Raw genomic sequence first — 21,443 nt, 5'->3', positions numbered from 1 at the left:
GTGCGGTGGTAGCGGACCCACGCGGTGGGGCGGCACGGCCAGGTCGCCTTGGCAGTCTATAGCGGCTAAAACGTTTCATCTATTCGGCCTGGTGTGGCAACAGGGAAGAAATGGCAGTGAAACTCTTGACGCTCTGGAAGGCCGGCCCCTACGGTCCAGGGCGATGCATGAAACGATTCAGGAGGGGGTCGGATGACCGCCGGAGCCCCGGACACGGACCGCGTTCCGCTGCTGGCACTCGACGGCGTGACGAAGTCCTTCGGGGCCGTCGCCGCGCTGCGCGGAGTGCGCCTGGCGCTGCACTCCGGCGAGGCGCACGCCCTGGTCGGCGAGAACGGCGCCGGCAAGTCCACACTGGTGAAGATCCTGGCCGGCGCACACGACCCGGATTGCGGCGAGATGACCCTCGACGGGCAGCCGCTGCGCCTTCGCGGCCCCGGTGACGCCCGAGCCGCCGGCATCGCCGTCATCTACCAGGAACCGACGCTCTTTCCGGACCTGTCGGTGGCGGAGAACATCTTCATGGGCCGGCAACCGCTTCGCGGTCTGCGCCGCATCGACACAGCGACGATGAACCGCGACGCGGCGGCACTCTTCCAACGGCTGGGCGTCCGGATCGACCCGACCCGCCCCGCACGCGGGCTCTCCATCGCCGACCAGCAACTCGTCGAGATCGCCAAGGCGATCTCCTTCGACGCCCGGGTCCTGGTCATGGACGAACCCACGGCCGCGCTGTCCGGTGTGGAGGTCGAGCGCCTGTTCGCGGTCACCCGCGCGCTCTGCGAACGCGGGGCAGCGGTGCTGTTCATCTCGCACCGGTTCGACGAGGTGTTCGAGCTGTGCCACCGCATCACAGTGCTCCGTGACGGCACCTGGGTCTCCAGCGACCCCGCGACCGATCTCACCGTCGACGAGGTGGTGCGGCGCATGGTCGGTCGGGACGTCTCCTCGCTCTACCCGAAGCAGGACGCCGAGGTGCGGGACACGCTGCTCGAGGTCCGTGGGCTGACCCGGGCCGGGGTCTTCACCGACGTGTCCTTCTCCGTCCGGGGTGGAGAGATCGTCGCCCTCGCCGGGCTGGTCGGGGCCGGGCGCAGCGAGGTCGCCCGCGCCGTCTTCGGCGTCGACAGGTACGACACGGGTGCGGTGCTGCTGGCCGGCCGGGCTGTCCCGGCCGGGAACCCGGGTCGGGCGATCGTCGCCGGCATGGCGCTGGTCCCCGAGGACCGTCGGCAGCAGGGCCTGGTGATGGAGTTGTCGGTGGAGCGCAACGCCACCCTGGCCCGCCGCCGGGCGCTGAGCCGGCTGGGCCTCCTGCTCGGAAGCGCCGAGCGCGCCGAGGCCCACCACTGGACGCGGCGGCTGCAGGTGAAGGGTGCCCGGCTCGGTGCGGCCGTGGCGACCCTCTCCGGGGGCAACCAGCAGAAGGTCGTGCTCGCCAAGTGGCTGGCCACCGAACCACGGGTCCTGATCATCGACGAGCCCACCCGTGGCATCGACGTCGGGACCAAGTCTGAGGTGCACCGCCTGCTCTCCGAGTTGGCCGGGGAGGGTCTGGCCATCCTGATGATCAGCAGTGAACTGCCCGAGGTGCTCGGCATGGCCGACCGGGTTCTCGTCATGCACGAGGGGCGACTGGTCCGCGAGCTGTCCCGGGCCGAGGCGGACGAAACCTCCATCATGTTCGCCGCCACCGGTCAGGGAGCGACCGCATGAGCCGCACCGACGCTGTCGCGCCCGACCAGACCGCCGGGCACGCCCCGACCGGCCCCGGCCGGCAGCGCCGTGGCCTCGCCGAGCGGTTGCTGGCCGTACGCGAGCTGAGCCTGCTGATCGCGCTCGGCCTGCTGGTCCTGGTCACGACCCTGCGCAACGACCGATTCCTGAGCGGCCAGAGCGTCAAGGACCTCCTGCTGGGCTGCGCGATCCTGGTGATCCTGGCGGTCGGCCAGACCCTGGTCATCGTCACCCGCAACGTCGACCTCTCCGTCGGCTCGATCCTGGGCCTGGTCGCCTTCGCCACCGGCACGCTGTTCGTCTCCGCCCCCGGCACCCCGTGGCCGGTGGCGCTCGTCCTGGGCGTCGCGTTGGGCGCGCTGTGCGGGGTCGTCAACGGCGGCCTGATCGCGGTGGCCCGGGTGCCCGCCCTGGTCATCACCCTCGGCACCCTCTACGTCTTCCGGGGCGTCGACTACTACTGGGCGTCCGGGCGGCAGATCAACGCCGCAGACATGCCACAGTCGTTCCTGCGGCTGGGCAACCAGACGGTGTTCGGCGTACCCGTGCTCTTCCTCGTCGCCCTGGGCGTCGTGGCAGTGATCGGTTTCTACCTGCGGTCCTACCGCAGCGGCAGGGAGCTCTACGCGATCGGCTCCGAACCGGCCGCCGCGCGCCTCTCCGGCATCCCGGTGGGTCGGCGGGTCTTCGCCGTGTTCGTGGCCAACGGCGCGCTCGCCGGCCTCGCCGGTGTCCTGTACGCGGCCCGGTTCGGCACGCTGGACGCGGCCGCCGGCACAGGTCTGGAGCTCCAGGTCGTCGCCGCGGCCGTGGTTGGCGGAGTGGCGATCTTCGGCGGCAGCGGCAGTGCCTACGGTGCGGCGCTCGGCGCCGTGCTGCTGACCACGATCGGCAGCTCACTCGCTGTCCTGCGCATCGACCCGTTCTGGCAGCAGGCCGTGGTCGGCGCACTCATCCTTGCCGCCATCGGGCTGGATCGGGTCCTGGCTCTGCGGGTGGCGGCCCGGCTCCGAGGGAGAAGCGCCCATGGCGCATGACAGCCTGTACGCGGCACCGCCCACCGCCGAGGCCGAGGCCGGCGCGGGCCGCATCGCCAGCCTGCGCGGACTGCTCGGTTCCTGGGACGCGGTGATCGTCGCCGCTCTCGTGGTGGTCGTGGTGGTCGCCGGCCTGACCGTGGACAATTTCGCCACCGGTCGCAACGCCCAGTTCCTGCTGCTCGATCTGGTGCCGCTGGCGCTCATCGCGCTACCGATGACCCTGATCGTGATCACTGGGGAGATCGACCTCTCGGTGGCCAGCATGGTGGGCCTGTGCAGCACCCTGATGGGCCAGCTCTGGCTCTCCAGCGGGCTGTCCCTGGAGCTGATCTGCGTCCTCGTGGTGCTGCTCGGGGCCGTGCTCGGCGCGGTGAACGGCCTCTTCGTCACCGGCTTCGGCCTGCCGTCGCTGGCGGTCACCATCGGCACGCTCGCCCTCTACCGCGGGCTGTCCTTCGTCGTGCTCGGCGACCAGGCCGTCGCGGACTTCCCCGCGGGCTGGACGGCCGCCATCGTGCGCACCATCCCCGGCACCTCCGTTCCGGTCGTGGTCGTGCCGCTGCTGCTGCTCGCGGTGGTCTTCGCTGTCGTGCTGCACGCCACGCCGGCCGGCCGGGCGCTGTACGCCATGGGCAACAACGACCAGGCCGCGACGTTCACCGGTGTCTCGGTCGCCCGGACGAAGTTCTGGCTCTTCGTGGTCTCGGGTGCCGTCTGCGGGTTGGTCGGCATCTTCTGGACCCTGCGCTATGCCAGCGCCCGCGGCGACAACGCCACCGGCCTGGAGCTGACGGTGGTGACCGCTGTCCTGCTCGGCGGCGTGTCGATCTTCGGTGGCCGGGGTGCTCTGCTCGGTGTGCTGGCCGGCGTCCTGCTCCTCGGAGTCCTGCGCAACGCACTGCAACTCGCCGACGTCGACGCCAACGCGCTGACGATCGTCACCGGCACCCTGCTCGTCGCATCCGTCGTACTGCCCAATGCCGCCGCGGACCTCCGCGCCCGGCTGCACCGTCGACGACAGCGGCAGCCCGCCGCGTCGTGACGTTCCCCCGCGCACCAACCACCCCCGGAAGGATGACGATGTCCGCGAACCGCAGAGGGCTCCGCGTCGGGGCCACCAGCCTCACTATCGCCGCACTGCTGCTCAGCGCCACGGCCTGTGGCGGCACCACCCGGGACGACACCGACAACGACGCTGGCACCGGAAACCAGGCCAGCGGCGCCGCCAATCCCAACGCCGCTCTCCGGACAGGTCTCAAGATCGCCTTCCTGCCGAAGCAGCTCAACAACCCGTACTTCACGGTCTCGGACAACGGCGGCAAGGACGCGGTCACCGAGATCAAGGGCGAGTTCAAGGAGGTCGGCCCCTCCGAGGCCAGCGCCTCGTCCCAGGTCAGCTACATCAACACCCTGTCCCAGCAGGGTATGGACGTGATCGTCACCTCGGCCAACGACCCGAACGCGATCTGCGGGGCGCTGAACCAGGCGAAGGCGGCCGGCGCGAAGATCGTCACGTTCGACTCCGACACCAAGCCGGAGTGCCGCCAGGTCTTCGTCAACCAGGTGACCGCCGAGGGCATCGCGGAGAACCAGGTCAAGCTCATCTCGGAGCAGATCGGTGGTGCCGGCGAGGTCGCGATCCTCTCCGCCACCGCGAACGCGACCAACCAGAACGCCTGGATCGCGTTGATGAAGACCGAGCTGGCGAAGCCCGAGTACAGCAAGATCAAACTGGTCACCGTGGCGTACGGCAACGACGACGACCAGAAGTCCTTCCAGGAGACCCAGGGTCTGCTGCAGTCCTACCCGAACCTCAAGGGCATCATCTCGCCCACCACCGTCGGCGTCGCCGCCGCCGCCCGCTACCTCAGCGGCTCGCAGTACAAGGGCAAGGTCAAGCTGACCGGCCTGGGCACGCCGAACCAGATGCGCCAGTACGTCAAGGACGGCACCGTCGACGCGTTCGCCCTGTGGAGCCCGGCCGACCTGGGCTACCTCGCCGCGTACGCCGGCGCGGCCCTGGCCTCCGGTCAGATCACCGGCGCCGAGGGCGACAGGTTCAAGGCCGGCAAGCTCGGCGAGTTCACCGTCGCGAAGGACGGCGTGGTCATCCTCGGGCCACCCACCGTGTTCGACAAGAACAACATCGACCAGTTCCAGTTCTGAGCGCCCTTCCGGTCGGTGCCGGCGCGCGCCGTGCACCGACCGGGGGAGCCGACGGGAGAGACACCATGACGCTGCCCGACACGCAGACCCTCGAACGGGTCAAGCAGGCTCTGCGGTCCCAGCGGATCGAGACGCCATCCTGGGCGTACGCCAACTCCGGAACCCGGTTCAAGGTCTTCCCCCAGGAGGGGGTGCCGCGTAACCCGTACGAGAAGGTCGCCGACGCGGCGGTCGTCCACCAGCACACCGGCATCGCACCCACAGTGGCGCTGCACATCCCGTGGGACCGGGTCGACGACTACGCCGATCTGGCCGCGTACGCGGGGCAGCGTGGTGTCGCCCTGGGCGCGATCAACGCCAACGTGTTCCAGGACAACGACTACAAGCTCGGCAGCGTCACCAACCCGGATCCGGGGGTACGCCGCAAGGCCATCGACCACCTGCTCGAGTGTGTGGACATCATGGACCGCACCGGCTCCCGCGACCTGAAGCTCTGGTTCTCCGACGGCACCAACTACCCGGGCCAGGACGACATCCGCGCCCGGCAGGACCGGCTCGCGGTGGCGCTGCGCGAAACCTACGACCGGCTCGGCGACGACCAGCGGCTGCTGCTGGAGTACAAGCTGTTCGAGCCGGCGTTCTACAGCACCGACGTGCCGGACTGGGGCACCGCGTACGCGCACTGCCTGGAGCTGGGTCCGAAGGCGCAGGTGGTCATCGACACCGGCCACCACGCACCGGGTACGAACATCGAGTTCATCGTGGCGTTCCTGCTGCGCGTCGGGAAGCTCGGCGCGTTCGACTTCAACTCGCGCTTCTACGCCGACGACGATCTGATGGTCGGCTCGGCGGACCCGTTCCAGCTGTTCCGGATCATGTACGAGATCGTCCGTGGCGACGCGCTGGCACCGGAGGCCGGCATCGCGTTCATGCTCGACCAGTGCCACAACATCGAGGCGAAGATCCCCGCCATCATCCGCTCGGTGCTCAACGTGCAGGAGGCCACGGCGAAGGCGCTGCTCGTCGATGCGAACGCTCTCGCCGCCGCACAGCGCAGCGGTGACGTGCTCGCCGCCAACGCCGTGCTGATGGACGCGTACAACACCGACGTCCGGCCGCTGCTCGCCGACCTGCGCGCGGAGTCGGGCCTGGACCCGGACCCGATGGCCGCGTACGCCCGCTCCGGCTACTTCGACACGATCCGCGTCGAACGCGCCGACGGCCAGCAGGCCGGCTGGGGCGCCTGACCGCCGTTCAGACACGCAGACTGGGGACGTGAGGACGATGCAATCCGAGGTACAGGCGCTCATCGCGCGCAGCAACCGGCTCGGTGCCGACCCGACCACAACGAACTACGCCGGCGGCAACACCTCGGCCAAGGGTGCGGCCACCGACCCGGTCACCGGCGGTCCGGTCGAGTTGCTCTGGGTCAAGGGTTCTGGCGGTGACCTCGGCACGCTCACTCCGCCCGGGTTGGCCGCGCTGCGGCTGGACCGGCTCCGCGCCCTCGTCGACGTCTACCCCGGCGTGGAGCGGGAGGACGAGATGGTGGCCGCGTTCGACTACTGCCTGCACGGCCGGGGCGGCGCCGCGCCGTCCATCGACACCGCCATGCACGGCCTCGTCGACGCCCCGCACGTCGACCATCTGCACCCCGACGCCGGGATCGCGATCGCCGCCGCCGCGGACGGGCCGGAGCTGACCAAGGAGATCTTCGGCGACCGGGTGCTGTGGGTGCCCTGGCGGCGTCCCGGCTTCCAACTCGGCCTCGACATCGCCGCGGTGGCGCGGGCCAACCCCCGCGCGATCGGTGTGATCCTCGGCGGGCACGGCATCACGGCCTGGGGCGCGACCAGCGACGAGTGCGAACGCAACTCGCTGGAGATGATCCGGAAGGCACAGGCGTTCCTCGACGAGCGGGGCCGGGCCGAACCGCTCGGCCCGGTCATCGCCGGCTACGAGCCGCTGCCACCTGACGAACGTCGGCGTCGGGCGGCGGCGCTGTTCCCGGTGCTGCGGGGTCTGGCGTCCACCGACCGGTCGCAGGTGGGCCACTTCGACGACAGTGACGTGGTGCTCGACTTCGTCGCGAGGGAGAAGCACCTCGCGCTCGCGGCCCTCGGCACCTCCTGCCCGGACCACTTCCTGCGGACCAAGGTCCGTCCGATGGTGCTCGATCTGCCGCCGGCCGCCCCTGTCGAGGCCGTGCTCGCCCGCCTCACCGAGCTGCACGCCGCCTACCGTGACGACTACCGCGCCTACTACGAGCGGCACGCCGGCCCGGACAGCCCCGCGATGCGTGGCGCGGACCCGGCAATCGTGCTGGTGCCGGGCGTGGGCATGTTCAGTTTCGGTGCCAACAAACAGACCGCCCGGGTCGCCGGCGAGTTCTACGTCAACGCCATCAACGTGATGCGCGGCGCGGAGTCCGTGTCGCGCTACGCGCCGATCGACGAGGCCGAGAAGTTCCGGATCGAGTACTGGGCACTGGAGGAGGCGAAGCTGCAGCGGATGCCGAAGCCGAAGGCACTCGCCACGCGGGTCGCGTTCGTCACCGGTGGTGGCTCCGGCATCGGCCGGGCCATCGCCCACCGGCTCGCCGCGGAGGGCGCGTGTGTCGTGGTCGCCGACCGCGACGCCGAGGCGGCCGGCACCGTCGCCACGGAGATCGGCGGCACCGACGTGGCGGTCGCCGTCGCCGTCGATGTCAGCGACGGTACGGCAGTCGCGGACGCCCTGCGCGCCGCGGTGCTCGCCTTCGGTGGGGTGGACCTGGTCGTGAACAACGCCGGGCTCTCACGGTCCAGGCCGCTGCTGGAGACGACCGAGGCGGACTGGGACGTCCAGCACGACGTGATGGCCAAGGGCTCCTTCCTCGTCTCCCGGGAGGCCGCCCGGGTGCTGCTGGCGCAGGGGATGGGCGGGGACATCGTCTACATCTCCAGCAAGAACTCCCTGTTCGCCGGCCCGAACAACGTGGCGTACGGCGCGGCCAAGGCCGACCAGGCGCACCAGGTCCGCCTGCTCGCCGCCGAACTCGGCGGCCACGGCATCCGGGTCAACGGGGTCAACCCGGACGGGGTGGTCCGCGGCTCCGGGATCTTCGCCGGGGGCTGGGGTGCGCAGCGGGCCGCCGTCTACGGCGTGCCGGAGGAGAAGCTGGGCGAGTTCTACGCCCAGCGCACGCTGCTCAAGCGCGAGGTGCTGCCCGAACACGTGGCCAACGCCGTCTTCGTGCTCACCGGCGGCGAGCTGTCGCACACCACGGGGCTGCACATCCCGGTGGACGCCGGCGTCGCCGCGGCCTTCCTCCGCTGATGACCGCCGTGCGACTGGCCGCGGTGGACGTGGGCGCGTCCAGCGGTCGGGTCATGCTCGCGCGTGTCGGACCAGGGACGCTGGAGCTGGCCGAGGCGCACCGGTTCCGCAACGATCCGGTGCGGGTGGCGGGCACCCTGCACTGGGACGTCCTGGCGCTCTACCAGGGGATCCTGGAGGGACTGCGCTCGGCCGGACCGGTCGTCGGTCTCGGCATCGACACCTGGGCGGTGGACTACGGCTTGCTCGACGCCACCGGCGCGCTGCTCGGCAACCCGGTGCACTACCGCGACGGGCGTACCGAGGGCGTCGGCGACCGGGTGTCCGAGCAGCTCGGCCCGGAGCGGCTCTATGCGACGACCGGGCTGCAACACCTGCCGTTCAACACCCTCTACCAGCTCGTCGCCGCCGCCGGAACGCCTCAGCTGCGGGCCGCGCACCGGCTGTTGCTGATCCCGGACCTCTTCGCGTACTGGCTCACCGGTGTGATCGGCGCCGAGGTCACCAACGCCTCCACCACCCAGCTGTACGACCTGCGTCGCCGCGCCTGGGCCACGGACCTGATCGCCGACGCGGGGATCAGCGGTGAGCTGTTCCCGCCGCTGCGTGAGCCGGGCACCCGGATCGGCCCCGTGCTGCCCACGCTCGATCTGCCCGGAACGCCCGAGGTGGTCGCGGTGGGATCGCACGACACAGCCTCGGCCGTGGTGGGAGTACCGGCGGTGGGTGAGCGCTTCGCCTACATCTCCTGCGGCACCTGGTCGCTGGTCGGCGTCGAGCTGGACGCCCCGGTGCTCACCGAGCCGAGCCGGCAGGCCAACTTCACAAACGAAACCGGCGTCGACGGCACGGTCCGCTACCTGCGGAACGTGATGGGCCTCTGGCCACTGCAGGAGTCACTGCGGACCTGGGGCACCACCGACCTGCCCGCCCTGCTCCGTCAGGCGGCCGAGGAGCCGGCCTTCCGATCGGTGGTGGATCCGGACGACCCCGCATTCCTGCCACCCGGGGACATGCCCGCCCGCATCGCCGAGGCCTGTCGGCGTACCTGTGAGCCGGTGCCGGCCAACCCGGCGGCCACGGCCCGGTGCATCCTGGACAGCCTCGCGTTGGCGCACCGGCGCGCCGTCCAGCAGGCGCAACAGCTCTCGGGTCAGCACGTCGACGCGGTGCACGTCGTGGGCGGCGGCGCCCGTAACGACCTGCTCTGTCAGCTCACCGCCGATGCCTGCGGTCTGCCGGTGCTCGCCGGGCCGGTCGAGGCGACGGCCCTGGGCAACGCCCTGGTACAGGCCCGGGCCCTCGGCGTGATCGGTGGTGGCCTGGCCGAGCTGCGGTCGGTGCTGCGCGCGACGCAACAGATCGTGCGGTACGAGCCGCGCGCCGACGCGTTGGCGTGGCGGGCCGCTGCCCGACGTCTCGGCTGGGAGGACTGAGCCTGCCGGCCCGGGTTCAGCACCGCCCGGCCGACAGGTCAACCCGTCAGGCCGGTGTGGGCGAGGCCCTTGATGAACTGCCGTTGGGCGATGACGAGGCGGACCCACGCCTCGGTGCCCGGATCTGCGTGGCCCGGGCGGTCTGACCGGCCGGCTGCACACGCAGGGGTGGGGCGGCGGTCCGGTGACCGCCGCCCCAGCAAGGGTCAGACCGTGATGCGTCCGGCGCCGGCACCTGCGGTGACGCTCGCCTTCACACCGCTGGCCGCGTCGAGTTGGTAGGAGTAGGGGATGGTGGCGACGTCGCCCGCGCTCTCCGGCGCACCGGAGTTGACGAAGATGTTGTTGCGCTGGACGAGGTCGCCCGGTTCCGATTCGGCGTAGCCGACCGCGGTCGGCCGGGTCACGTTTTCGAAGTAGTTGCTCTCGACGAGCACGCCGGCGCCCATGGTGGACGCGACGCCGTAGTCCGCGCCGAAGTAGTAGTTGTTGAACACGTGCACCGGGTCACCGAAACGGACCCGGGGGTGCCGTTCCTTGCTGCCGTCGAACCAGTTGTGGTGGTAGGTCACCCGCAGGTGCCCGATGTCGGCGGTGAAGCCGTCGTCGTGGCCGAGCAGCATGCTCTTGGTGTGGTTGGTGACCCGGTTCCAGGAGACGGTGACGAAGTCGGACTCGCGCTTGATGTCCAACGCGCCGTCGTAGCCGCCGTCGAAGGTGTTGTGGTCGATCCAGACGTTGCGCGAATTCTGCACGTTGACCGCGTCGTCGTCCCAGCCCCGGAAGGTGAGGTTACGGATGATGACGTTGGTGGCGCTGCTGACGTTCAGGCCGTTGTCCAGCGTGGAGTTGCCGACGCCGAGCACGGTCTTGTTGGAGCGGACGTCGTTCATCGTGTCCGGCATGGTGAGCGAACCCTGCACCCGGATGATCAGCGGTGATGCCGACTCCAGGGCGTCGGCGAGGGCCGGGCCGTCGGAGACGGTGACCGTCTGACCACCCGCGCCGCCGGTGGTGCCGCCGTTCTGGGTGGCCCAGCCGACCAGGCCGGTCTGCGGTGGGGTGGTCGGGGGAGGGGTGGTCGGTGGCGGGGTGGTCGGTGGCGGGCTGGTCGGCCCGCCCGGCAGACCGACCTTGCCGACCCCTGCCTGCGCGGTCACGACGGCCTTGATGTCGCAGGCGGTGGTGATGGTGTACGCGTACGGCGGGTTGGTCACGCTGCCGCCGGTCTCACCCGTGCCCGAGTTGATCAAGCAGTTGTTGCGGGCGACGAGCCGACCGGGGCCGGAGTCCGCCTCCGCCAGGTGGTACGGGTCGTCGACGTTCTCGAAGTAGTTGCCCTCGACGATCACGCCGGAGTTCTCGGTGGCCGCGACGCCGTAGTCACCGGTGTTGAGGTAGTAGTTGCTGTAGACGTGCACCTGGTCGCCGAAGCGGACCCGGGGGTTGCGCTGGCGGGTCTCGTCGAAGAAGTTGTGGTGGTAGGAGACCTTCAGCCGCCCGGTGTCCTGCGCGGCGTTGGCGTCGTCGTGCCCGAGCAGCATGTTCTTGTTGGTGCCGTCGGCGTGGTTGTAGGACACCGTCACGTACGACGAGCCGCGCTTGATGTCGAGGCCACCGTCCGAGCCGGTGGTCCAGGTGTTGTGGTCGATCCAGATGTGGTGGGAGAACATCTGGACGTTCATGGCGTCGTCCGCCCAGTTGCGGAAGTTCAGGTTCCGGATGATGACGTTGTGGACGGCGTTCGCGGGTGGGCTGGTGACCGCGTTGTCGATCGGTAGGCCGATGTTGAGGCCGCCGCCGGTGAAGCCCGAATTGGCGCCGAGCCCGACGATCGTCTTGTCCGAGGTGACCTCGTGCATCGGGCCGGGCAGCGAAATCAGCCCGCTGATCTGGATGATCTTCGGGCCGGTCGAGGCGGCCTCGGCGATGAACTGCGCCGCGGTGGTCACCGTGACGGTCGGGCCGCCGGCCCCGCCGGTGGTGCCGCTCTGCCCCCAGGCGTCGACCGAGGCCCAGCCGTCGGCCACGTTCGGGCCCGGGTTGCCGGGCGGCTCCGGCGTCGGGTCGGTCGGGTCCGGGCCGGGCGCAGCGCTGGTGACCTGGACGTTGTCGAAGTTTGCGCTGGCGTTGAAGGTGGCCACGCCGATCCGGCCGCTGGCGAACTGGCTGTCGGTGGCCTCGGTCAGCAGCGTGCCGTTGACGTAGCCCTTGAGTGAGCTGCCGGCGACGTCGATCCGCAGGGTGTACGTGGTGCCGACGGTCACCGTGACGGCCGCGCTGTCCAGCGTGGTGCTGGAGCCTCCGCTGAGCCGCTTGAGTTCGACGGTGTTGTTGCTGCGCAGAGCAAGGTAGTAGTAGCTCGTGCTGCTCTGCGCCCGGGCCAACAGGGCGACGAAGCGGTTGGAGCCGTTGAAGGCGGTCGGCTTGGCGGTGGCCTGGACCGAGTAGTCCGTCCAGCTCGCCGTGCCGGCCAACGAGCGGGCGTCACTGCTGGTGCCGGACTGCCGGTAGACCCGGGAGCCGTCGGTGGCGACCGACCAACTGCCGCCGGAGGCGGTCCAACCGGTGGCGTTGCCGTCCTCGAAGTCGTCGGTGAAGAGGGTGTCGGCGTAAGCGCCGGTGGCGCCCATGCCGAGAGCGAGGGCGACTGCGGTGAGCGCCGCGCCGATCGTGATCAGGAGACCTCGGCGATGCCTTCGCCGGGTGTCGGTGGTGTGCACGGAACCTCCTTGGTGGTGGTCTGCCCAGGAACGTGGGCATTCGATCGACAAGCGTCGATGTGTGGGCGTGGCGTCGTCCCTTGGTGCTGGGGCCGGTGCTGGTCGCCCGGCCCCGCCGCCACTGCTAGTAGCCGAGTTTTCCGGTGCCTGAGCCGGCCGAGACGACCGACTTGATCGTGCTCGGATCGGTGACGGTGTAGGGGTAATAGGTGCTCGGCTCCTGTACGGAGCCACCCGCGTCACCCGGCTCGCTGGTGCCGGCGAGCACGTTGTTCCGGGCGATCAGCCGACCCTTGGACCCGGCATAGCTGATCGACCACGGCACCTCGACGTCCTCGAAATAGTTGCCCTCGACCACGCAACCGGAGTTGAGCTGGCAGGCGACCCCGACGTCGGTGTTGTAAACGAAGTAGTTGTTGAACACGTGCACCGGCTCGCCGAAGCGGACCCGCGGGTTGCGCTGCGGCGTCCGGTCGAACCAGTTGTGGTGGTAGGTCACCTTGAGATAGCTGGTGTCCTGGGCGGCATTGCTGTCGTCGTGTCCGAGCAGCATGTTCTTCGTGTGGTGGTGGGTGTGGTTCCAGGAGACCGTGACGTAGCTGGCGCCGCGCTTGATGTCGATCAGCCCGTCGTAGCCGTACGCCAGGTCGTTGTGGTCGATCCAGATGTGGTGCGAGAACATCTGCACGTTGATCGCGTCGTCCACGGTGTTGCGGAAGTTCAGGTTGCGGACGATGACGTTGTGCACCGCGTTGGCGGGTGGGCTGGTCGCGGTGCTCACCGGCAGGCCGATGTTGAGGCCGCCGCCGGTGATGCCCGACCCGGCGCCCACGCCGACGATCGTCTTGTCCGAGGTGACGTCGTGCATCGGACCGGGTAGCGCGATCACACCGTTGACCCGGATGTTCAAAGCGCCAGCGGTGCCGATCGCGGCGAGGAATTCGGCGGCGGTGTCGACGGTGACGGTCGGACCACCCGCGCCGCCGGTGGTGCCGTTCTGGCCGAGCGCGTTCACCGACGCGAAGCCGATCGGCGGTGCGCCCGGGTCCAGTGGCGGCTCGGTGGGCGGCAGTGTCGGCTCGCCCGGCGGCTCCCCGGGCGCTCCGGTCTCGGTGTCCACCCGGACGTCGTCGAAGGAGGCGCTGGCGTACGACGTGGCGAGCCCCGCGCGGCCGGCGGCGAACGCGCTGTCGGTCGCCTCGACCACCAACGCGCCGTTGACGTAGCCCCGCAGTGTCGAGCCCACGGCCTCCAGGCGCAGCGTGGCCCAGCTGCCGGTGGTCACGCCACCGGCGGCCGAGTCGAGCGCCACCGGATCTCCACCGGCCCGCCGGAGCAGTTGGACGCCGCCGCTGGCGGTGACCGCCAACGCGTAGTAGCTGCTGCTGTTCTGTGCCCGGGCGATCACCCCGACGTGCCGGTTCGTGCCGCCGAACCCGGTGGGTCTGACCCGCGCCTGGACGCCGTAGTCCGCCCAGCCCGGGGCGGAGGCCAACGCCCGGGCGTCGCTGCTGGTGCCGGACTGCCGAAAGACCAGTGAACCGTCGGTCACCACCGACCAGCTGCCTCCCGACCGCGACCAGCCGGTCGAGTTTCCGTCGGAGAAGTCGTCGCTGAGCAGCGTGTCGGCGAAGGCGGGCGGGGTGGCGATGAGCACCGCTGTGGCGGCGAGAGCTCCGACGGAGAGCGCCGCCGCGATCAGCCGCGGCCTCGGCCGGCCCCGAGGTGTCATTGATGTCATCGTGAACCTCCCTGGTGGTGGCGGTCTCAGATTTCCGATGCCGTAACGGCTAAGAAATGAGCCATACACGAACGGTAGGGAGACGCACTGGCGAGAGTCAATGAATTGGATGTGCAGGTATGTTGCAGGCTATTTGGGCAACACTTATTGCTCGGCCGCTGGCGGTCGAGTCGGCAGGCATTCGGTCCGGTTTTCACCGAACGATCTTGCCCGTTCTGTGCGGTCGCCGGGTGCTATTCACGCGGCTACTGGTGTTCAGTTGTCGATGCCCAACGCTCTCTTTCCGAGATCGGTCGAGCTATCGGTGTCACAGGTCCAATCGTTGGCCTCGGCGGGTGTCGACGTGGCGCGGGCTCACCCGGTGGGCGGGTGGCCGGCGTGGGGCGAGGAGACCTCGACCGACGGGTCGGACCGGCACCGGTGCGCGCACCCTCCAGACCTGCAAAGGTTTGCAGCGAAGTAAGCACGGAACCGAGACCATCGTCAATGCCCAGTGGTGCACTTGCGGCATTTATCCGAGTTGGTGATGGAGGATGTCGCCGCGACAGCCCTCGGGGGCTACTAGATCAGAGACGTAGTCCATGATCGATGCGGCAATCGTTTGCAGTAAATCATGATCCGTCGATTGACATGAATTAACCGTGATGCCTAGCATGGGTGCCGGAAAGCGCTTTCCGACCCCGCACCCACCGCTACGGATCGCCGGCCGATCCGGCGCTCGCCCATGCCTCGTGTCGCCGACGTCCAGGCGTCGCGGACGGCTCGGCTCGCCGCCGCGGCCCGTCGGACCCCCCCCCGCCCGGGTCCGCGATCCGTCCCGCGAAAGGCAGTCAGATGCTCTCCACGCCCGCTCGCCGCATCCCGTCGCGCTGGTGGTCACTCGCCGCCGTCGGCCTCGCCACCGTCCTGCTCACTCCGCCTGGGCTGGCCAAAGCCACCCCTGCCGACGGGTCGGTGGACCCGGCCACAAATGCTGTGGCCGGGCCCGCTGACGGCTTTGCCAGCGTCGCCGCGCTCGGCCAGGCCGGCACCACCGGCGGGGCCGGTGGACCCACCGTCACGGCTACCACCACTGCCCAGTTCCTGGACTACATCGCGCGGCCGGGCCCCTATGTCATCCAGGTCGCCGGCACCATCAACCTGCCCGCCGGCAGTAGCGACGGAATGTACGACGTCGCCTCGGACAAGACCATCGTCGGCCTCGGTGCCACCGCCACGCTCTCCGGCGGCGGGTTGAACATCGGTGTGCCAGTCGACGACGACGTCGTCGCTCCGCCCGCGAACGCCGTACACAACATCATCATTCGCAACCTGCACCTGACCGGCGCGAGCGACGACCTGATCAACGTGCAGATGTTCTCCCACCATATCTGGATCGACCATAACGAGTTCTCGAATGGCGACGACGGTGCGGTTGACATCAAACGGGGATCCGATCTTGTGACCGTCTCCTGGAATCACTTCCACGATCACGACAAGACGTTGTTGCTGGGCCATGACGAGGACGCCGGACCGCAGGACACCGGCCGGCTGCGGGTCACCTACCACCACAATTTCTTCGACCGTTCCGACCAGCGCAACCCCCGGGTACGGTTCTCCGCGTTGGCGCACGTCTACAACAACTACTACTACGACAACAGCTACGGGGTCGCGTCCACCTACGACGCCGCCGTGCTCATGGAGAACAACTACTTCTACTCCGTGAACAACCCCGGCCGGGTGGACTTCAGTGGCGATCTGGGCCGGATCGTGGCGCGGGGGAACATCCTCGTGGCCTGCAACCACCCGATCGAGACCCGCGGCACCGTTCCCGACCCACGCGGTTACTACCCCTATCAGCTCACCCCCGCCGCCGACGTCCCGACCACGGTTCCGGCCGGCGCGGGGGTGGGCAAGTTGTCGTCGACACTCGCCGTCGCCTCGTCGAGCGCGGTGCCGTCCGGCCAACCGGACGGGTTCGCCAGTGTCGCCGCGCTCGGCCAGAACGGTACGACCGGCGGCGCCGGAGGGCCCGTGGTCACCGCGACCAACGCAGCGGACCTCCTCGACTACATCGACACCATCGGCCCGATGGTCATCCAGGTCAGCGGCGTGATCCGGATCAGCAGCAAGCAGGGGGTGCGGCCGCACAAGACAATCATCGGCGTCGGGAACGCCGAGATCACCGGGGGTGGGCTGGACTTCTACCGGTCCTACAACGTGATCGTCCGCAACATCAACTTCACCGAGGCCGAGGACGACGCGATAAACGTCGGCCAGAACTCCCACCACATCTGGATCGACCACAATCGCTTCGCTGGAGCAATCGACGGCTCGGTCGACATCGTGCGGGGTGCCGACTACGTGACGGTTTCCTGGAACCACTTCGATCACGCCGACAAGAGCATGCTCATCGGGCATTCCGACGGCGCGGCGTCCACCGACATCGGGCACTTGAAGGTGAGCATCCACCACAACTTCTTCGACCACAGCCGCCAACGCCATCCCCGGGTCCGGTTCGGCGATCCGGTGCACGTCTACAACAACTACTTCCTCGGCAACGCCCTGTACGGCGTGGCGTCGACCGAGAACGCTGGTGTCCTGGTGGAGGGCAACTACTTCCGGGACGTCCCGTACCCGCTGCACTCCGCGAGCGGGTACGCCGACAGCGGGCCCGGCCGTGCCGTGCAGCGCGGCAACGTCTTCGTCAACTCCGGCCAGCCCGAGACCGCCGGCACGGTTGTCGAGCCGCGTACCTACTACCCGTACCAGCTGGACCCGGCGGCGAATGTTCCGGCACTTGTCACCGCGGGTGCTGGGATCGGTCGGCTGACCTGACGCTCTCAGTGTCGTACCGTCTCGGCTGGTGCCCCGGCGCACGCCGGGACGGTATGACGCGGGACGGCCCGGTCAGCGACGCAGGGTCGCGGACGGTGGCTCCCCGAATCGCGTTCGATACTCGGTCGCGAACCGACCGAGGTGCACGAAACCGTGTTGCAGGGCAACAGTCGTCACGGACGCCCCCGGCGCGGCCGAGCGGAGCGTGCGGTGGGCCGCGTCGAGCCGGCAGGCCCGCAGGTACGCGGTCGGGGTGGTCTGCAACTCACGGCGGAAACAGTCCTGCAGCGTTCGTACGCTCACCCGCAGCGCCTCGGCGACGTCACCGACGGTCAGTGCCTCGCCGTGGTGTTCGGAGATCAGGGCGCAGGCCCGGCGGACCAGTCGACCGGGGTGGGCGTGGTGGCCCGGCTCGGCCAGCAGGTGGGAGTGGCTGTGCCGGTGGGCCAGCAGAAGCTTGCCGATGAGCCCCTGCTCGAAACGGGCGGCGACCTGCGGGTGGTCGAACAGGGACGCGTCCGCCGGCTGCGACAGCTCGTCGGCGAGGAACGCCACCCCGCGCGCCCACGCCTGCGCGGTCGGCGTGGTCATGAGCATGCCGACGTCGAGGCGGACCGGATCGTCCACCGGGTGGCCCAGCAGGCGGGCGAGTTCCCGGTCGACGGCGCGGCGGTCGGCGTAGAAGATCCGGTGCGGCGACCCCTCGGACCACCGCATGTCCGAGCTGTCGTACGGGGACAGGACCGAGGCGACGTCCGGGGTCGAGGTCACGGTCTGGCCGGCGTGCCGGACCAGCGTGCTGCCGGCGCTGGGGATCTGGACGAGGTAGAAGGTCTCCAGCGCGGGAGGTTGGATGCGGACCGCCTGCCCGTAGTCGAGGTCGATGACACCCACCCCGCCCGCCCGGCGAGCCGCCATCCGCAACCGCACGCTGTGCACACCCGCCTGCGGGGTGAGCCGGTGTGGACAGAAGACCCGACCCACCTCGGCGCGAGCCCGGTCGACGTCCTCGGTCCGGACCGTCACCGCATCCATCCGACACCTCCCGGGCGTCCCGTCGCGCTGACCGTAAGGCGTGCACGGACCGGAGCAGACCCGAAAGCCGTCGACCCGACAGGAAAACGGTCCGGCTGCGTACTGCGGATACCGCCCGCGTCGCGCGGATAGCGACAGTCCCGTCCTGCTCGCTAGCGTGCGAGCACCGCGGGCGGTCAGCGTCGGCGGTTTCTCGGCAGGAATTCACGGCCTACGGAGGAGACCATGAGGATTGCCGTCGTCGGTGCCGGATTCGCCGGTGTGAGCGCAGCGAAGGTGCTGCGGCAGAGCGGATTCGACGTCACAGTGTTCGAGCGGGCGCCCGACGTCGGTGGGGTGTGGAGTCGTACCAGGCGTTACCCCGGCCTGCACACCCAGAACGACAAGGGCACCTACCACCTCTCCGACCTGCCGATGCCCGCCCACTACCCGCAGTGGCCGTCCGGCGAGCAGGTCCAGCGGTACCTGGAGAGCTACGTGGAGAAGTTCGGGCTGGCCAACGCGCTGCGCCTGTCCACCGAGGTCGCCTCGGCCGAACTCGTCAACGACGAGACCGGGTGGCTGGTGACGTCGCGGCCGGCGGGCGCCCAGGACCCGCTGACCGTGGAACGGTACGACCATCTGATCGTCGCCAACGGCATCTTCTCCGACCCGCTCGTCCCGTCCTTCGACGGGCAGGCGAGCTTCGCCGCCGCCGGGGGGCGCGTACTGGCGACGGGGGAGTTCCACGACATCGAGGCGGCCCGAGGGAAGAACGTCCTCGTGGTCGGGTACGGCAAGTCGTCCTGCGACGTGGCGGTCCCGGTGAGCGAGGTCGCCGCCCAGACCCACGTGGTGGCTCGCGAACTGCTCTGGAAGATGCCCCGCAAGCTCGGCGGCGCGCTCAACTACAAGTATCTGCTGCTCACCCGGATGGGTGAGGCGCTGTTCCGCTACCTGCACCTGAAGGGCTTCGAGCGGTTCCTGCACGGCCCGGGGAACGGTCTGCGCCAGCGCATGGTCGACAGCGTCGGCTCGGTCGCGACCCGGCAGTTCAAGCTGCGCGAGCTGGGTCTCGTGCCCAACGGCAGCTTCGAGGACATCGCCCGCAGCACGGTCAGCCTGGCGACCGAGGGCTTCTTCGAGCGCGTCACCGACGGCCGCATCGCCGTGCACCGGGACCAGGTGATCACCGAATTGCTCGTCGACGACGGCCGGCCCGCCGCCCGACTGGCCGACGGCACGGTGCTCCCGGCCGACCTGGTGATCTGTGGCACCGGTTTCCGCCAGCACGTGCCGTTCCTCGACGACGCGTTGCACGCCCGGCTCCAGGACGATGCCGGCAACTTCATGCTCTACCGGCAGATCCTGCCGATCGGCGTACCACGGCTGACGTTCGCCGGCTACAACTCGTCTTTCTTCAGCCCGCTCAGCGCGGAGATGGCGGCGGTCTGGACGGCCGCGTACCTGCGGGGCGGCATCAACCTGCCGACCGAGGTGCGGATGCGCGACGAGGTGCGGGCCCGGCTGTTCTGGATGACGACGCGCACCAAGGGACGGCACGCTCGCGGCACGAACATCATCCCGTTCTCGATGCACAACATCGACGAGGTGCTCGACGACCTGGGGCTCAACGTCGGCTCGTTGACCCGCGCCCGGCAGTGGCTGTTCCCGGTCGACCCGGGCTCGTACCGCAGGGTGACGGCGCAGATGATCCGGCGTACCGCCGAGCCGGTATCCGCCATCAGCGACGGAGGCCCGATAAAGATGGATAAAGTACGTAGATAGCGGATCAGGCGGGACCGGTCGGCGAGGAGGCTCGGGGACGATGGCAGCGGAACAGGGCCACCACCGTGGTGTGCCCGTGCCGGCGGCCCTGGCCGGCTGAGCTGTCTCGCCGTCCGTGCTGACGCGCGCCGAGTTCTTCCGTGGGCTCGGGGACAGCAAGAGCCCCCGCTCGGCGACAGTCCTGGAACTGCTGTTCGACATCGTCTACGTCTTCGCGCTGGCCCGCCTCGCCGGGCGGGTCGCAGACGACCTGACCATCGTCCGGCACACGCTGCTCTCCGAGGCGGGCCAGACCGTCCTGTTCTTCACGGCGATGTGGATGATCTGGTCGCTCAACGCCCTGCTGGCGAGCACCTACGACCCTCGGCGCCCCGATCTGCAGGCCATCCTGCTGGCCACGATGTTCGGCACGCTGGTGCTGGCAGTCACGTTGCCGCAGGCCTTCGGCCAACGCGGCGTCGTCTTCGCCTGCACCTACGTCGTCATCCAGGTCGGCCGACCCCTCGTCCTGGCGTTCGCCCTGCGGGGTCACGCGGTTCACGTGTTCTCGCTGCGGGTGCTGACCTGGCACCTGGCGTCCGGAGTGCTCTGGATCAGTGGCGGCATCAGTGGTGGCCTCGGTCGAGGCATCTTCTGGACCATCGCTCTCGCCATCGAGATGATCGGCGCCGCCACCACCTACCCCCTTCCCCGGATGGGCGGGAGACAGCTCAACAGCCTGGGGGTCACCGTCTCGCAGGAGCATCTCGCCGAGCGGTACAACCAGTTTTTCATGATCGCTCTCGCCGAGGTGGTGCTCGAAGCCGGCGCGGCCGTCAGCTTCCCGGGCTTCTCGACCGCCGGAACCATCACCCTCGTCGCCTCGTTCGTGGCGGTGGTCTCGTTCTGGCGGATCTACTTCTACCACGTCAGGTCCGGCCATGCCTCGACGTCGAGCGGGGAGGGAATCCAGCTGTCGCGCTGGGCGAGCTACAGCCTGCTGCTGATCGTCGGCGGCATCATCTGCACCGCCGTCGGCTTCGGACAGGTCATCGAGGACCCACACCCGCCGATCGACTGGGCTCTGGTTGCCATCATCTTCGGCGGCCCGGTGCTGTTCCTGATCGGGCGGAGCTTCCTGGAGGAGGAGGGCCGGTCCGCGCCGCGTTGTCGGGCGCTGTACTTCGGCGCGGTGGCGCTGGTCGTGGCGGCCCCGGCGATGGTGCTGCTCCCGCCGGTCGCCGTGGCGGCCGTCGCGGCGGTGATCCTGGCCGGCATCACCGTCTTCGACCAGCAAGCCCACAAGCGTGGGTCGGAGACCAACCCGACGCTGTGACGATCCATTGCGGGCCGGCGACCACTCCGCGTATGGTCGGCGGGCACGCCGTCGAGCTGGAAGGAGGTCAGAACAATGTCCGATGTTCTGCGCCCCCTCCGCGCTCCGGCGTCCGCGCGGATCTGACCCGGGGCGCTCGCCACCCGGAGGACCACCCCATGACTGATCTGGCCATCCGTCCGCTCGTCGCGGGCGAGGAAAACCTGTTCGACTCCATGCCCGATCCGCTGCCCCAACTGCGCCAGGTCGCGTACGCCGACGGGGTCGCCGGCGGCGGCTACCGGCCCGAGACCACCTGGGTCGCGCTGCGCGCCGGCCGGGTGATCGGCCGGGCCGCCTGGCTCCTCC

At 69.6% G+C, this 21,443-nt stretch carries 13 protein-coding genes; 10 read left to right on the top strand and 3 right to left on the bottom strand.

The features are described from left to right. Positions 1 to 192: 192 nt before the first annotated feature. The 7 genes from ACQP0U_RS18675 (at position 193) to ACQP0U_RS18645 (ending at position 9,697) form a co-directional block, all read left to right on the top strand. Positions 193 to 1,716 carry a sugar ABC transporter ATP-binding protein gene (locus tag ACQP0U_RS18675; RefSeq protein WP_433308745.1) on the top strand — a complete coding sequence of 508 codons (1,524 nt, stop codon included), beginning with the start codon at positions 193 to 195 and terminating at the stop codon, positions 1,714 to 1,716. After that, positions 1,713 to 2,774 carry an ABC transporter permease gene (locus ACQP0U_RS18670; protein WP_433308743.1) on the top strand — a complete coding sequence of 354 codons (1,062 nt, stop codon included), beginning with the start codon at positions 1,713 to 1,715 and terminating at the stop codon, positions 2,772 to 2,774. The genes ACQP0U_RS18675 and ACQP0U_RS18670 overlap by 4 nt, the downstream gene beginning before the upstream one ends. Beyond that, positions 2,764 to 3,819, top strand: a complete 1,056-nt coding sequence (locus ACQP0U_RS18665; protein ID WP_433308741.1) for an ABC transporter permease — start codon at positions 2,764 to 2,766, stop codon at positions 3,817 to 3,819. Before ACQP0U_RS18670 ends, ACQP0U_RS18665 begins: the two co-directional genes overlap by 11 nt. 38 nt (positions 3,820 to 3,857) lie before the next feature. Further along, positions 3,858 to 4,943 carry a rhamnose ABC transporter substrate-binding protein gene (gene rhaS / locus ACQP0U_RS18660; protein ID WP_433308739.1) on the top strand — a complete coding sequence of 362 codons (1,086 nt, stop codon included), beginning with the start codon at positions 3,858 to 3,860 and terminating at the stop codon, positions 4,941 to 4,943. A gap of 65 nt (positions 4,944 to 5,008) precedes the next feature. Then, positions 5,009 to 6,190, top strand: a complete 1,182-nt coding sequence (gene rhaI, locus ACQP0U_RS18655; protein WP_433308737.1) for an L-rhamnose isomerase — start codon at positions 5,009 to 5,011, stop codon at positions 6,188 to 6,190. 37 nt (positions 6,191 to 6,227) lie between these two features. Continuing rightward, positions 6,228 to 8,261, top strand: coding sequence for a bifunctional aldolase/short-chain dehydrogenase (locus ACQP0U_RS18650; protein ID WP_433320937.1), 2,034 nt, complete (start codon positions 6,228 to 6,230; stop codon positions 8,259 to 8,261). Beyond that, positions 8,261 to 9,697: a rhamnulokinase gene (locus ACQP0U_RS18645; protein ID WP_433308735.1), complete on the top strand. Its 1,437-nt coding sequence runs from the start codon at positions 8,261 to 8,263 to the stop codon at positions 9,695 to 9,697. Before ACQP0U_RS18650 ends, ACQP0U_RS18645 begins: the two co-directional genes overlap by 1 nt. A 206-nt stretch (positions 9,698 to 9,903) precedes the next feature. Here the strand turns inward: ACQP0U_RS18645 and ACQP0U_RS18640 are convergent, their stop codons facing one another. Beyond that, positions 9,904 to 12,420 (bottom strand): pectate lyase family protein, encoded by a 2,517-nt coding sequence (locus ACQP0U_RS18640; protein ID WP_433308733.1) that lies wholly within the window; start codon positions 12,418 to 12,420, stop codon positions 9,904 to 9,906. A gap of 124 nt (positions 12,421 to 12,544) precedes the next feature. Further along, positions 12,545 to 14,161 (bottom strand): family 16 glycoside hydrolase, encoded by a 1,617-nt coding sequence (locus ACQP0U_RS18635; RefSeq protein WP_433308731.1) that lies wholly within the window; start codon positions 14,159 to 14,161, stop codon positions 12,545 to 12,547. Positions 14,162 to 14,995: 834 nt separating this feature from the next. On the opposite strand from ACQP0U_RS18635, the gene ACQP0U_RS18630 reads away from it, so the two are divergent. Further along, positions 14,996 to 16,978: a pectate lyase family protein gene (locus tag ACQP0U_RS18630; protein ID WP_433308729.1), complete on the top strand. Its 1,983-nt coding sequence runs from the start codon at positions 14,996 to 14,998 to the stop codon at positions 16,976 to 16,978. A gap of 72 nt (positions 16,979 to 17,050) precedes the next feature. On the opposite strand, the gene ACQP0U_RS18625 is transcribed toward ACQP0U_RS18630, so the two are convergent. Continuing rightward, positions 17,051 to 18,004: an AraC family transcriptional regulator gene (locus ACQP0U_RS18625; protein WP_433308727.1), complete on the bottom strand. Its 954-nt coding sequence runs from the start codon at positions 18,002 to 18,004 to the stop codon at positions 17,051 to 17,053. A 234-nt stretch (positions 18,005 to 18,238) separates the two neighbouring features. Between ACQP0U_RS18625 and ACQP0U_RS18620 the strand changes: the two genes are divergently transcribed. Next, positions 18,239 to 19,780, top strand: a complete 1,542-nt coding sequence (locus tag ACQP0U_RS18620; protein WP_433308725.1) for a flavin-containing monooxygenase — start codon at positions 18,239 to 18,241, stop codon at positions 19,778 to 19,780. Between the two features lie 115 nt (positions 19,781 to 19,895). After that, on the top strand, positions 19,896 to 21,095 hold the full coding sequence (locus tag ACQP0U_RS18615; RefSeq protein ID WP_433308723.1) for a low temperature requirement protein A: 1,200 nt from the start codon (positions 19,896 to 19,898) through the stop codon (positions 21,093 to 21,095). The last annotated feature ends 348 nt before the right edge of the window (positions 21,096 to 21,443 follow it).

Source organism: Micromonospora sp. CA-269861, assembly GCF_050948505.1.
Taxonomy (GTDB): Bacteria; Actinomycetota; Actinomycetes; order Mycobacteriales; family Micromonosporaceae; genus Micromonospora.
This window is presented reverse-complemented; position numbering and strand designations above follow the sequence as displayed.